This is a genomic window from Sphingobium lignivorans, from assembly GCF_014203955.1.
Taxonomy (GTDB): domain Bacteria; phylum Pseudomonadota; class Alphaproteobacteria; order Sphingomonadales; family Sphingomonadaceae; genus Sphingobium; species Sphingobium lignivorans.
The window spans coordinates 4,125,074-4,137,775 of the sequence record NZ_JACHKA010000001.1 but is presented as its reverse complement, the minus strand read 5'-3'; the positions used below and the strand labels follow the sequence as shown (position 1 = coordinate 4,137,775).

16 protein-coding genes are annotated in these 12,702 nt (G+C 66.4%); 13 read left to right on the top strand and 3 right to left on the bottom strand.

Annotation, left to right across the window (positions count from 1 at the left end; all coding sequences use genetic code 11):
- Positions 1–16: 16 nt before the first annotated feature.
- Positions 17–739 (top strand): acetoacetyl-CoA reductase, encoded by a 723-nt coding sequence (gene phbB / locus HNP60_RS19370; protein WP_014078185.1) that lies wholly within the window; start codon positions 17–19, stop codon positions 737–739.
- A 17-nt stretch (positions 740–756) separates the two neighbouring features.
- Complete coding sequence (locus HNP60_RS19365; protein WP_014078184.1) at positions 757–1,023, top strand: ribbon-helix-helix domain-containing protein; 267 nt, start codon at positions 757–759, stop codon at positions 1,021–1,023.
- Here HNP60_RS19365 and HNP60_RS19360 read toward each other — a convergent pair.
- Complete coding sequence (locus HNP60_RS19360) at positions 992–1,987, bottom strand: adenosine kinase (protein ID WP_184156665.1); 996 nt, start codon at positions 1,985–1,987, stop codon at positions 992–994. The genes HNP60_RS19365 and HNP60_RS19360 overlap by 32 nt on opposite strands.
- 111 nt (positions 1,988–2,098) lie before the next feature.
- A complete protein-coding gene (locus HNP60_RS19355) occupies positions 2,099–3,133 on the bottom strand; it encodes a quinone-dependent dihydroorotate dehydrogenase (protein WP_184156662.1) in 1,035 nt (344 codons plus the stop codon).
- A gap of 380 nt (positions 3,134–3,513) precedes the next feature.
- Between HNP60_RS19355 and HNP60_RS19350 the strand changes: the two genes are divergently transcribed.
- The 11 genes from HNP60_RS19350 (at position 3,514) to HNP60_RS19300 (ending at position 11,787) form a co-directional block, all read left to right on the top strand.
- Complete coding sequence (locus HNP60_RS19350; protein ID WP_184156660.1) at positions 3,514–4,392, top strand: helix-turn-helix domain-containing protein; 879 nt, start codon at positions 3,514–3,516, stop codon at positions 4,390–4,392.
- A 24-nt stretch (positions 4,393–4,416) separates the two neighbouring features.
- Positions 4,417–4,947 (top strand): GNAT family N-acetyltransferase, encoded by a 531-nt coding sequence (locus HNP60_RS19345; RefSeq protein ID WP_184156658.1) that lies wholly within the window; start codon positions 4,417–4,419, stop codon positions 4,945–4,947.
- A 221-nt stretch (positions 4,948–5,168) separates the two neighbouring features.
- A complete protein-coding gene (locus HNP60_RS19340) occupies positions 5,169–5,624 on the top strand; it encodes an RrF2 family transcriptional regulator (protein ID WP_184156656.1) in 456 nt (151 codons plus the stop codon).
- Entirely contained in the window at positions 5,621–7,096 is a 1,476-nt protein-coding gene (gene sufB / locus HNP60_RS19335; RefSeq protein ID WP_184051999.1) for a Fe-S cluster assembly protein SufB, read from the top strand. The genes HNP60_RS19340 and sufB overlap by 4 nt, the downstream gene beginning before the upstream one ends.
- Before the next feature lie 181 nt (positions 7,097–7,277).
- Entirely contained in the window at positions 7,278–7,745 is a 468-nt protein-coding gene (locus HNP60_RS19330; protein ID WP_014078177.1) for a hypothetical protein, read from the top strand.
- The gene (gene sufC, locus HNP60_RS19325; RefSeq protein WP_184156654.1) at positions 7,745–8,491 is read left to right on the top strand and encodes a Fe-S cluster assembly ATPase SufC; all 747 of its coding nucleotides are present in this window, start codon (positions 7,745–7,747) and stop codon (positions 8,489–8,491) included. The genes HNP60_RS19330 and sufC overlap by 1 nt, the downstream gene beginning before the upstream one ends.
- On the top strand, positions 8,488–8,844 hold the full coding sequence (locus tag HNP60_RS19320) for a hypothetical protein (protein ID WP_184156652.1): 357 nt from the start codon (positions 8,488–8,490) through the stop codon (positions 8,842–8,844). Before sufC ends, HNP60_RS19320 begins: the two co-directional genes overlap by 4 nt.
- On the top strand, positions 8,841–9,593 hold the full coding sequence (locus HNP60_RS19315; RefSeq protein WP_184156650.1) for a SufD family Fe-S cluster assembly protein: 753 nt from the start codon (positions 8,841–8,843) through the stop codon (positions 9,591–9,593). The genes HNP60_RS19320 and HNP60_RS19315 overlap by 4 nt, the downstream gene beginning before the upstream one ends.
- Before the next feature lie 41 nt (positions 9,594–9,634).
- Positions 9,635–10,891, top strand: a complete 1,257-nt coding sequence (locus HNP60_RS19310; protein ID WP_184157198.1) for a cysteine desulfurase — start codon at positions 9,635–9,637, stop codon at positions 10,889–10,891.
- Positions 10,888–11,373 (top strand): SUF system Fe-S cluster assembly protein, encoded by a 486-nt coding sequence (locus tag HNP60_RS19305; protein ID WP_184156648.1) that lies wholly within the window; start codon positions 10,888–10,890, stop codon positions 11,371–11,373. Before HNP60_RS19310 ends, HNP60_RS19305 begins: the two co-directional genes overlap by 4 nt.
- A 51-nt stretch (positions 11,374–11,424) precedes the next feature.
- Positions 11,425–11,787 (top strand): HesB/IscA family protein, encoded by a 363-nt coding sequence (locus HNP60_RS19300; RefSeq protein WP_184052009.1) that lies wholly within the window; start codon positions 11,425–11,427, stop codon positions 11,785–11,787.
- A gap of 129 nt (positions 11,788–11,916) precedes the next feature.
- On the opposite strand, the gene HNP60_RS19295 is transcribed toward HNP60_RS19300, so the two are convergent.
- Entirely contained in the window at positions 11,917–12,483 is a 567-nt protein-coding gene (locus tag HNP60_RS19295) for a hypothetical protein (RefSeq protein ID WP_184156646.1), read from the bottom strand.
- Positions 12,484–12,702: the final 219 nt, after the last annotated feature.

Below are 12,702 nucleotides of genomic sequence, written 5' to 3'. Positions count from 1 at the left end.
TCAGGAGAGGATGCGTATGAGCAGAGTGGCAATCGTGACCGGCGGCACGCGCGGCATCGGGGAGGCGATCAGCCTCGCCCTGCGGGACATGGGCTACAAGGTGGCGGCCAACTATGCCGGCAATGAGGAGCGGGCGAAGGCCTTCACCGACGCCACGGGAATCGCATCCTACAAATGGGACGTCGGCGATCATGAGGCCTGTCTCGAGGGTTGCGCGCAGGTGGCGGAGGATCTCGGCCCCATCGACGTGCTGGTCAACAATGCCGGCATCACGCGCGACAATGTGATGCTCAAGATGAGCTTCGAGGAGTGGAACGAAGTCATCCGCATCAATCTGGGCGGCTGCTTCAACATGGCCAAGGCGGTCTTCCCCGGCATGCGCGAGCGCGGCTGGGGCCGGATCGTCAACATCGGCTCCATCAATGGCCAGGCCGGCCAATATGGCCAGGTGAACTATGCCGCGGCGAAGTCGGGCATCCACGGCTTCACCAAGGCACTGGCGCAGGAAGGCGCGCGCGCCGGCGTGACCGTGAACGCGATCGCGCCCGGCTATATCGATACCGACATGGTGGCGGCCGTGCCGCAGGCGGTGCTGGAGAAGATCGTCGCGCGCATCCCGGTCGGCCGTCTCGGCCATGCCGAGGAGATCGCGCGGGGCGTCGCGTTCCTGTGCAGCGAGGATGCGGGCTTCGTCACCGGATCGACCATGTCGATCAACGGCGGCCAGCACATGTATTGACGGGCGCGGAGGCGACGATGGATGAGGCGCCGCCGGTCTTCGCAGGCCCGGTCAAGCGCAGCATGACCATCGCCGGCCATACCACGTCGATCAGCCTGGAGCCGCTCTTCTGGCATGCACTGGAAGAGCGCGCCCGGGCGGAAGCCCTGCCGCTGAGCGCGCTCGTCGCACGGATCGATGCCGAGCGCATCGCGCGGACCGAGCCCCCCAATCTGGCGAGCGCGATCCGTTGCTGGCTGCTCGCGCAGGCGTTCAGGCGAGCAGACTGCCCGCCAGTTCCTTAAGGTTCGCTTCCGGCCGGGCGCCGTAATGCGAGATGACCTCGGCCGCGGCGAGGGCGCCGAGCGCGAGGCAGTCCGCCGGCGCCTTCCCGTGCACATGGCCGGCGAGGAAACCGGCAGCGAAGAGATCGCCCGCGCCGGTGGTGTCGATCACCCGCTCGACGGGTGACGCCGCGACCTGATGGCGCACGCCGTCGCGGATCGCGATGGCGCCCTTCTCGCTGCGGGTAACCACCAGCGTGGGCAGCTTGTCGGCAAAGCGCGCGACCGCCGCCTCGAAATCCTCGGTCTGCGCGAGCGAGCGGATCTCCGTCTCGTTGGCGAAGAGAATGTCGATCATCCCTTCATCGATGAGGGCAAGGAAGTCGTCGCGATGGCGCTCGATCACGAAGGCATCCGACAGGGTGAAGGCGACTTCCCGCCTCGCCTCGCGGGCCGCGGCGATGGCGCTGCGCATCGCGGCGCGAGGCTGCTCGGGGTCCCAGAGATAGCCCTCGAGATAGAGGATCCGCGCGGAACGGATCATGTCGAGGTCCAGTGCCGCGGCGGGCAGGAACTGGGAAGCGCCAAGGAAGGTGTTCATGGTGCGCTGCGCGTCCGGCGTCACCAGGATGAGGCAGCGCGCCGTGGGCGGGCCGTCCTTGGCCATGGCCGTCTCGAACCGGATGCCGAGCGTACGGATGTCATGCGCGAAGATCGTGCCGAGCTGGTCGTCGAACACCTGGCCGATGAAGCCGCACTTGGCGCCAAGCGCTGCCAGACCGGCCAGCGTGTTCGCTGCCGAACCGCCCGAAATCTCCCGTCCCGCGCCCATGTCGCTGTAAAGGCTGTCGGCGGTTTCCGCGTCGATGAGCTGCATGCCGCCCTTGGTGAGCGCATGTTCGGCAATGAAGGCGTCATCGGCGGCGGCAATCACGTCGACGATGGCATTGCCGATCGCGACGACATCGAGAATGGGTTCGGACAAACGGGAATCCCTTCCTGGCAGGGGAGCTGGAGCGCGGGGACGCGCGCCTCTCCTTATCGGCGGGGCCGAGCGGGATCAACCGGGCGATGGGGGCTCCGTACCGTGCCGCCGTCAGTCGGCGTCGACGCCTACCGCGTCCGCGACGGACGCAAAGCCGTCCCGCCGGAGACGCGCAGCGAGCCCGCGGCCGATGCGTGCGGGAAGCCAGGGGCCCTCATAGAGCAGCGCCGAGTAGAGCTGGACGAGGCTCGCCCCGGCGCGGATGCGGGCATAGGCCTGATCCGCGTCGCCGATGCCGCCCGCGCCGACCAGCGGCAGGCGGTCGCCCAGCCGCCGGCGGAAATCGCGCAGCCGCTGGAGCGCGAGATCGTGCAGCGGCGCCCCCGAGAGGCCGCCCGCTTCGCCGGCATGACGGGAGCGCAGCGGCGGCCGGCTGATGGTCGTGTTGCTGATGATGAGCCCGTCGATCCGGTGATGAAGGCTCAGTTCGGCAATGTCGTCGATATCCGCCGGCTCGAGATCGGGCGCGACCTTGAGGAGGATGGGTGGCCCATCGCCGGCGCGCGCGGCCATCACGCGGCCAAGCAGCGCGTCCAGCGCACCGCGGTCCTGCAGCGCGCGCAGGCCCGGCGTGTTCGGCGAGGAGATGTTGACCGTCAGATAGGCGGCATGCGGCGCCATGGCGCGCACGCCGGCTTCATAGTCGGCGATCCGGTCCGCCGAATCCTTGTTGGCGCCGATGTTGACGCCAAGCACGAAGCCGGCGGGTACCCGGTGCCCTGCGAGGCGCGCGCAGGCGGCGGCCTGACCGCCATTGTTGAAGCCCATGCGATTGATGACGGCCCGGTCCGCTTCCAGCCGGAACAGGCGCGGGCGCGGATTGCCGGGCTGCGGCAGCGGCGTGAGCGTTCCCAGCTCCGCAAAGCCGAAGCCCAGCCGATCCATGCGATGCGCGATCTCGCCATCCTTGTCGAAGCCGGCGGCGAGGCCCACGGGGCTCGCGAAATCGAGACCGAACAGCCGCTGGCGCAGGATCGGATCGGGCGGCGGTGCGGCCGGCAGCGGCAGTTTGAGCGCGGCGATCGCGAGGCGATGCGCCTTTTCCGCTTCGAAGGAGAAAAGCAGGGGGCGGAGCAGTCGATACATCGCGTGGCTATGCCAGTGGCTGCTGCCGTCGTCAAAGGCGTGCGGATGTCGTCCAGGAGGGGGTTTTTCCGCCGGTCGTCGCACCGAGCGTGCGCATGACGATTCCGTCCAATCCTGCGTCCGCGAATCAGGTTAAGCAAATCTTGCGACCCGAAGGGCTCTCAGTCGTCCGGCTTAGAGACCTTGCACTTCGGCGGTTCGGCCGGCTTTTGCCGGCTGAACCGCTTTTTTCGTTTTCTTGACCTCGGATTCATGCGAAAGTCGCATTTCCTGATTGGGGGGCATGCGTTAGCCATACTCCTGCCGCCTTTCCGGAGTTCCGAACCTGCCGCGCTGAGGGTTCGACCGTCATCTTTCTCTAGGAGTGGTCAGGGTCGCGCATGCGTCACAGATTCTCCGTCGCGGATGCGGCCAACATGGTCGCGCTCAGCTACTTCGTTCCTCCGGCCGATCTGGCGAGCCATTTCGGTGCCATGTATCTGTTCACGGCGGACCAGCCGCGCGTGGCCGACCATACGCGGGCGGACTTCGCGCAGATTCGCTTCATGCTCGCCGGAACCGGCAATTATCTGTTCAGTGATGGCCGCACGGTGGAGACGCCGGAATGCTGCCTGCTCGGGCCGACCAGCATGGCAACGCATTTCGATGTGATGGGGCCCATGCAGGTCGTCGGCGTCACGGTCCTGCCGCTCGGCTGGGCGGCCCTGCGCGCCGGCGATGCGGACGGGGCGGCCGACGATGCCTCCGATCTCACGGTGCGATTCGGCCCGGTCTGGCGCGACATGCTGCTGGTCCTGCGGTCCATCGAGGATCCGAACAAGGCGGCGGAGGCCTTCTGGACCTTCATCCGCGGCCAGCTCCATCCGGTTTCAAGTGGCGAGCGGCGGTTCATCGAGGAGACCGATCGCTGGCTCGCCGCGGAGCAGTCCCCACGGGTGGACGCCCTGCAGGATGCCACGGGCCTCTCCGCGCGGCAGATCGCGCGCTGGTGCAACCGGCTTTACGGCGCGCCGCCCAAATATCTGGCGCGCAAATATCGCGCGCTGCGCTGCGCTCAGGCGTTGGCGCGCGAAGAGCTGGACTGGAGCGAAGTGGGTGGCGATGTCTTTTACGACCAGTCTCATTTCATCCGCGAGATCAAGCATTTCACTGGCCTGACGCCGACCGAGCTGCGGGAGCGCGCCAGCATCGTCATCCGCCTCTCGATGAACCGCGCGGATATCAAGGGCGAGATCGCCCGGTTGAGTCGGATCAGCTAGGGCAGGCCCCTGCGATAAGTCGTCATGTCCCGTGAGACACCCGCCTTCTCGATCGAAACGCTCAGGCCTCGGGACCTGCCTTCCGCGCTCGCGATCCAGTCCGAATCTTATCCCGCTTTCCTGATCGAGGAGGCGGCGCCTTTCCTCAGCCGGCTCACCCTCGCAGATTCATATTGCCTCGCTGCCCTGCGCGAAGGCCCGCGCGAACAGGCTATCCTCGGCTATCTCCTTGCGCATGGCTGGCGCGGCGAGTCGCCGCCGCCAGTGGGCGCGGTTCTTGCCGATGGTGGGCCGCGCGAGGTGCTGTTCATTCACGATCTTGCAGTGTCGTCATCGGGGCGCGGCCTCGGCGTGGGCCGGAGCCTCGTCATGCGGGTATTCGAACTGGCCGCGCGGGACGGCATCCGCAGCGCGGAACTGATCGCGGTTGAAGGGGCAGCGGATTACTGGCGCGCGCTTGGCTTCGTCGAAGACGCGGTTTCACCCGGCCTCGCGGCCAAGGTTGCGACCTATGGCGATCGTGCTCGCTGGATGACGCGGGCAATCCCCGGATAGTTCGCTGCGGGACTGATCGCCAGGCGCCGGCAAATCGAAAAGCTGACGGGGCCGGCAGGAGCAAACAACGGGGCAGGCCCTTCCGCGCCTCGCTCGCCGTGTCCCTGCGGTCACGCCGGGGCGAAGGCGAGGCGGGGCGCGCAATTTCGGGTTGATTTAGCGCCGCGACAGTCCCATGTGCCAATCAGAGTGAATTAGTCCGATTTGAGAAACGTTCGCAAATGCGCCTGTCCAGCCTCGCCGATTATGCCGTGTTGATGATGCGCGCGGCCGCCACCCATTGCGGTGGCGCGCGGGCCAATGCCGCGAGCCTTGCGCAGGAGGCGGGCATTCCCGTGCCGACGGGGCAGAAGCTTGCGAGCCTGCTCGGCCGCGCTGGGCTGATCCGTGCAACGCGCGGCAGCGGTGGCGGCATCAAGCTCGCCCGGCCGGCCGCGGCGATCACGCTGGCGGACATCATAGAGGCGGTGGACGGCCCGATCGCGCTCACCGCCTGCCTGGATGCCGAGGGCTCGGACTGCTGCGCGCTGGATCGCCCCTGCGCGATTCGCCCGCATTGGCAAGGCGTCAACGCGCTGGTGCGCGGGGCGCTCACCCAGGTGACTCTGGCTCAGCTGATCGCGATTCCCGCGCAGCAGCCGATCGCCGAAGATCCCGCGATGGAGACGGTTCAATGAGTGCGCAGGTCAAGAATGCCGAGGCTCTCGCCGCCGCCCGCAAGGTGAGCGACTATGAGTGGGGCTTCGTATCCGACATCGAACAGGACTTCGCGCCAAAGGGGCTGTCTGAAGATACGGTCCGGTTCATTTCGGACAAGAAGAATGAACCGGAATGGATGCTGGACTGGCGGCTCAAGGCCTATCGCCATTGGCTGACGATGGTTCCGCCGGACTGGGCCAAGCTCAATGTCCCGCCGATCGACTATCAGGACGCCTATTATTATGCCGCGCCCCGCAAGAAGGCGGAGCTGGCGAGCCTGGATGAGCTGGATCCCGAGATTCGTCGTACCTACGAGAAGCTCGGCATTCCTCTTGAGGAGCAGAAAGTGCTCGCCAATGTGGCGGGCTCGCGCAGGGTCGCGGTCGATGCGGTGTTCGACAGCGTCTCCGTCGCCACCACTTTCCGCAAGGAGCTGGAAGAGGCGGGCGTGATCTTCCGCTCGATCAGCGAGGCGATCCGCGAATTTCCCGATCTGGTTCGCAAGTGGCTCGGCAAGGTCGTGCCCATGCAGGACAATTACTTCGCCGCGCTGAACTGCGCCGTCTTCTCGGACGGGACGTTCGTCTACATTCCCGAGGGCGTGCGCTGCCCGATGGAGCTCTCCACCTATTTCCGCATCAATGCGGAGAATACCGGCCAGTTCGAGCGCACGCTGATCGTCGCGGACAAGGGCAGCTACGTCTCCTATCTGGAAGGCTGCACCGCGCCCCAGCGCGACGAGAACCAGCTCCATGCCGCTGTGGTCGAGCTGGTCGCGCTGGACGATGCCGAGATCAAGTACAGCACCGTGCAGAACTGGTATCCGGGCGATGCGGAAGGGCGCGGCGGCATCTACAATTTCGTCACCAAGCGCGCGCTTTGCCAGGGGCGCAACAGCAAGGTGAGCTGGACGCAGGTGGAAACCGGCAGCGCCATCACCTGGAAATATCCCAGCTGCGTGCTGAACGGCGAGAACAGCGTCGGCGAGTTCTATTCCGTGGCCGTGACCAACAATCGCCAGCAGGCGGATACGGGCACGAAAATGATCCATAACGGTAAAAATACCCGCTCGACGATTGTGTCGAAGGGGATCAGCGCCGGCCGCTCCAACGGCACCTATCGTGGTCTCGTCCGCATGGCCGCCAATGCCGATGGCGCGCGCAACTTCACCCAGTGCGATTCGCTGCTGCTGGGCGACCGGTGCGGCGCCCACACCGTGCCCTATATCGAGGTGAAGAACCCCAGCGCCGTGGTCGAGCATGAAGCGACGACGAGCAAGATCAGCGACGACCAGCTTTTCTACGCCATGCAGCGCGGGCTCGACCAGGAAGCGGCGGTGAGCCTCATCGTCAACGGCTTCGCCAAGGAAGTGCTCCAGCAGCTGCCGATGGAGTTCGCGGTGGAAGCGCAGAAGCTTTTGGGGATCAGCCTCGAAGGATCGGTGGGGTGATTTCCTGCGGTTTCTCCCAACGTCATGCCGGACTGGATCCGGCATCCCGCTTGTTCTGGCGCGGCGGCGCGGGCAGCTGGACCCCGGATCAAGTCCGGGGTGACGCAGGATGTTTCAATCGAGAAGAGGGCCTCACGCCAGCGAAGGCGTGCCCGGGCAAAGACGTTTGAAGGACTGAAAATTGAGCGACGAAGACGATATCCAGGATGCCCTCGCCGATTTCGCGGAGGATGTCGGCAATGGCCAGTCATGGACGGCCGCGATCCGCATCCTGACCGAGGATTATGAGCTGGAGGAGGGCGAGCTTCAGCCGCGCGCCGTCAAGGACTTCGGCGACCTCGATGCCTATCAGGCCGAGTGCCGGGACGCGCTGGCCAAGGGTGACGCGGCTTTCACCGAGCGGCTTCGCACCGACAAGGCCTTTCATAAGGCGAAGGCGCCCAACCTCGCCCGGATGGGGCCGGTGAGCGAATTTGTCGTGAGCCTTCTGGAGAAGGGCGCGCCGGAGCCGGACGCCGACTGGTGGCCCTATATGCCGATCAAGCGGCATATCGACACGCTGTTCCCCGCGCCGGGCGACGTGCGCGACATGGCTTTCTGGACCGCGCGCACGCTCATTCGCGCGCATGAGAAGGAAGGGGCGGCCTGATGCTCCGGATCGACGATCTCCACACCGAAATCGACGGCAAGCCGATCCTCAAGGGCCTGTCGCTCGCTATCAATGCCGGGGAGATCCATGCCATCATGGGTCCCAACGGGGCTGGCAAGTCCACGCTGGCCTACACGCTCGGCGGCCGCCCCGGCTATGAGGCGACGCAAGGCGCAGTGCACTTCGAGGGTGCGGACCTGCTGGAGATGGCGCCGCACGAGCGCGCCGCTGCGGGGCTGTTCCTCGGCTTCCAGTATCCGGTCGAAATTCCCGGCGTTTCCAATGTCCAGTTCCTGCGCGAGGCGCTGAACAGCCAGCGCACGGCACGGGGCGAGGCACCGCTCTCCGCCGCCGACTTCCTGCGGCTGGCGCGCGAGAAGGCGGCGCTCCTCGGCATGGACATGGAGATGCTCAAGCGGCCCGTGAATGTCGGTTTTTCCGGCGGTGAGAAGAAGCGCGCGGAAATGGTGCAGATGGGCATTCTCGACCCGAAGCTCGCGATCCTCGACGAGACGGACAGCGGCCTCGACATCGATGCGCTCAAGACCGTCGGCGCGGGCATCAACGCGATCATGCGCGCGCCGGGCAAGGCCGTGCTGCTCATCACCCATTATCAGCGGCTGCTCGATTATGTGAAGCCGGACTTCGTGCATGTCCTCGCTGCCGGCCGGATCGTGAAGTCCGGCGGGCCGGAACTGGCGCTGGCGCTGGAGAAGGAAGGCTATGCGGAGGTGATCGCAGCGTGAGCCGGGCACTCGTCTTCCTTGTCGGCCTGGCCCTGCCCTGGGCGGCAACGGCCCAGCCGGCCGCTACCGCCGAGCCGCAGACCGGGGAGGACATCCTCGTGCTGGGGCGCAGGCTCAACAGCATCACGGTTGCTGTCACGCGGGATGCGAAGGGACGCGATCATTGCGTGCTGAGCGATACGACCGGCTTTCCGAACGTCGATGCGGCGGTGTGCAAGGTGACGAGAACATGCGTGCGCAAGGGCGCGACCAATCAGGCCGCGTTGGCCGACTGCGTGGCGGCGGAACGGCCCAAGCTGCTGAAGCGCTATCAGGCCGCCGTTCGCAAGCAGAAGCGGAAAGGCGTCGCATGACCGCCCTGTCCCTCCCCACCCGCCGCGACGAAGCCTGGCGCTACAGCGACATCGATGCGGCCGCGCGGGCTTGGCCGGGCGCCGCGCCGGAGCGGATCGTCGTCGCCCCAGGGGAAATGCGCACGCTCGCGCTGCTGCAGGACGCCGCCGAGGGCGAGAGCGTGATCCTTGACCATGTCGTCGAGATCGGCGCGGGCGGCACGCTGGCCGTGCACTTGCTGAACAGCGGCGGCGCGCTGGGCCGCGTCACATTCGACGTGACGCTCGCCCGCCATGCCCATTTCGAACTCAAGGCCGCGCTCATCGGCGGCGGCACGCAGACCATCGAGCTGGTGACGACGCTCAACCATGCCGAGCCGGAGGCGACCAGCGCGCAGACCGTGCGCGCCATCGCGGCCGGCCGGGCGACGACCAATTATCTCGGGCAGATCCGCGTCGCGCGCGACGCGCAGAAGACGGATGCGTCGCAGAGCTTCAAGGCGATGCTGCTGGATCGTGGCGCCAGTGCCCATGCCCGGCCGGAACTCGAAATCTTCGCCGACGATGTGAAATGCGCGCATGGCGCGAGCATCGGCCAGCTCGATGAGGCCGCGCTGTTCTACATGGCGTCGCGCGGGCTCGATCCGGCGGGAGCGAAGGCCCTGCTGTTGGAAGCGTTCATCGCGGGCCTGTTCGACGACATCGCGGACGAGGCCGAGCAGGCGCGCTTCGCGGCCGTGGCGCGGGCCCGGCTGGAGGCGCTGACATGAGCGGCGCGAGCGCGAATCTCCTGTCCGGAAATGTCCAGCAAATGGCTGGGGCATCGCGGCGCGGTTTCTCCGGCGCGACTCTCCAGACGAGAGACGGCGCTGCCCTGCGGACCGATTTCCCCGGTCTCGTCACCGCGGACGGGGCTCCCTGGCATTATCTGGACACGGCCGCGACGGCGCAGAAGCCGCAGGCCGTGATCGACGCGACCGTGCGCGCGATGGGCACGGACTATGCGACGGTGCATCGCGGTGTCTATGCGCGCTCGGCGGACATGACGCTGGCCTTCGAGGCGGCGCGCCGCCGCGTGGCGCAGTTCATCAACGCGCCTTCGGAGAACGAGATCGTCTTCGTGCGCGGCGCGACCGAGGGGATCAACCTCGTCGCGCAGAGCTGGGGCGGGGCCAATCTCAAGGCGGGCGATCGCATCCTGCTCTCGACGCTGGAGCATCACAGCAACATCGTGCCCTGGCAGCTCATTGCCGAGCGGACCGGCGCGCGGATCGATGTCGTGCCGCTCACGCAGGATGGCCGGATCGATCTCGACGCCATGGCAGCGATGATCCGACCCGAGCACAGGATCGTCGCGCTGGCCCATGTGTCCAATGTGCTGGGCAGCGTGCTGGACGTGCGCCGCGCGGCAGACATCGCTCATGGTGCCGGCGCGCTGCTGCTGGTCGACGGATGCCAGGCCGCGCCGCGGCTGGCCATCGACGTGCAGGCGCTGGGCTGCGATTTCTATCTCTTCTCCGGCCACAAGCTTTATGGCCCGACCGGCATCGGCGTGCTCTGGGCGCGTGGCGACATCCTGGCCGCCATGCCGCCTTATCATGGCGGTGGCGCGATGATCGACAAGGTGACGTTCGCCGGCACGACTTACGCGCCGCCCCCGGCGCGGTTCGAGGCGGGCACGCCAGCGATCATCGAGACGATCGGGCTGGCGGCCGCGATCGATTATGTCGAGGCGATCGGGCTCGACGTCATCGCCGCGCATGAAGATGCCCTGGTGGCGCGGACGCGTGCGGCGCTGCGCGAGATCAACGCGATCCGCCTGCTCGGGCCGGATGACGCGGCGGGGATCGTCTCCTTCGTGATGGAGGGGGTTCATCCGCACGACATCGGCACCATATTGGACGAGAGCGGCGTGGCCATTCGCGCGGGCCATCATTGCGCACAGCCGCTCATGGCGCATCTGGGCGTCGAGGCGACAGCGCGCGCCAGTTTCGGACTCTACAGCGACGAAAGCGACATCGAGGCACTGCTCAAAGGCCTCGACCGCGTAAGGGCGATATTCGGATGAACGAGGAAAGCAGGATCAGGATCGAGGAAGTGGACGCGGCCGAGACGCCGCCGCGGGCCCGGGTGAGCGACGCGGACGGCGGCGCGCAGGGTCCGGCACCGGGCGGCGCTCGTCAGCGGGACTATCTCGAGGGCTTCCTCCAGCAGAAACCGGCGGAGACTCCGGCCAGCGAGCCAGGCGGCGCGACGTATGACGCGGTGATCGAGGCGCTCAAGGAAATCTACGATCCCGAGATACCCGTGAATATCTACGATCTGGGCCTTATCTATGGCGTGGAAGTCAGCGAGGGCAGCCATGTCGCGGTTACCATGACGCTGACGACGCCGCATTGCCCGGTGGCCGAATCCATGCCGGGCGAAGTCGAACTGCGCGTTGGCTCGGTGCCCGGTGTGGGCACGGTGGACGTCAATCTGGTGTGGGACCCGCCATGGGACCCGCAGAAAATGAGCGACGAGGCAAAGCTGGAACTGGGCATGCTGTGAGCAAGGTTGGCCCGTGTCGCAGGACAGGGCCGCCGACGGAGTGACGAGACGATGAACGCAACCACGACCACCACCCGCGCGCGCCCGGCCGCCGTCATGCTGACGCCTGCCGCGCAGCAGCGCGTTGCCGATCTCATGGCGAAAGCACCGGAAGGCGCGATCGGCGTCAAGCTCTCGACTCCGCGCCGGGGCTGCTCGGGCCTCGCTTATTCGGTCGATTATGTGACGCAGGCCGGCCAGTTCGACGAGCGCATCGAGACGCCCGGCGGCGTCTTCTTCATCGATGCCGCCTCGGTGCTCTACCTGATCGGCTCGACCATGGACTGGGTGGAGGACGATTTCACCGCCGGCTTCGTGTTCAACAATCCGAACGCGAAGGGAAGCTGCGGCTGCGGCGAGAGCTTCACGGTCTGAGCGACTTGGGAAAGGCGCTCACACGCGCCGGAATGGCAGGCTGTGGGCAGGAGCGTGGTCCTGAGCCGGCTCAACAGGAGCGGGCGACGAATGGTTCGTGCGGGCTGGCCTCTTCCACCCCCGACACATTCAAAGTGCGGCAATCTGCTCCCGAATGCGTTCGAGCTGGCGGGTCTCGCGCGCGATCTCCTCGCAGGGAATCTCCACCGCGCCGTTCTTGATGTCCCGGCAGATCAGCCGGTCCTCCTCCGCATCCTGAGCACCATCGATGGCGATCAGCCGGAACTGGGCGGCGCGCTGCAGGCTGCCGTCGATGTCCGTGATCAGATCGAGCGCCTGCGTGTCGAGCCGGTCGCGCATCGCGACCAGGGCGCGCAATTCGGCCAGCAGCTTCTGCATGTTCGGACGGATGCGCCCGCCGATCGCGCGAACATCGCCGAAGGACTGGCGCATCTCCGTGAGCTTGGCGGCGGTGGTTTGCTCAAGCCGCCCCCAGGCCAGCACGAAATCGCCGATCGCTCCGGTGACCGCGGCCCCCGCAGCGCTCGGCGCCAGGCAGGGGGAGGCATCGGGGAAGAATTCGAGCTGATCGGAAGATGCCGGTCCGCCGGCCGGCGTGGGATGACCGACCGGCGTTCCGTCGTCGACCGGTGTGGGAAAGCCAGTCGAAGCAGAAGTTCGATTTGAATCGGTCACTTGAACAGTCCGGAAAACATGAGGGCATGATGGCTCAATGGTGGGAACACCAAGCCGTTCAAACCCGCATCAAGTCCTAAGACCAGCGTCCCGATTCTCGTTCTCTGCCCTCTGACGGGGCAGTGACGACAGTATATGACGCAATAGTGACGGTAATGCATGCGAAAACTGATCCAAAAAGGGACATTCCGCAAGATAGGTGCAAAAAACCGGATGAGA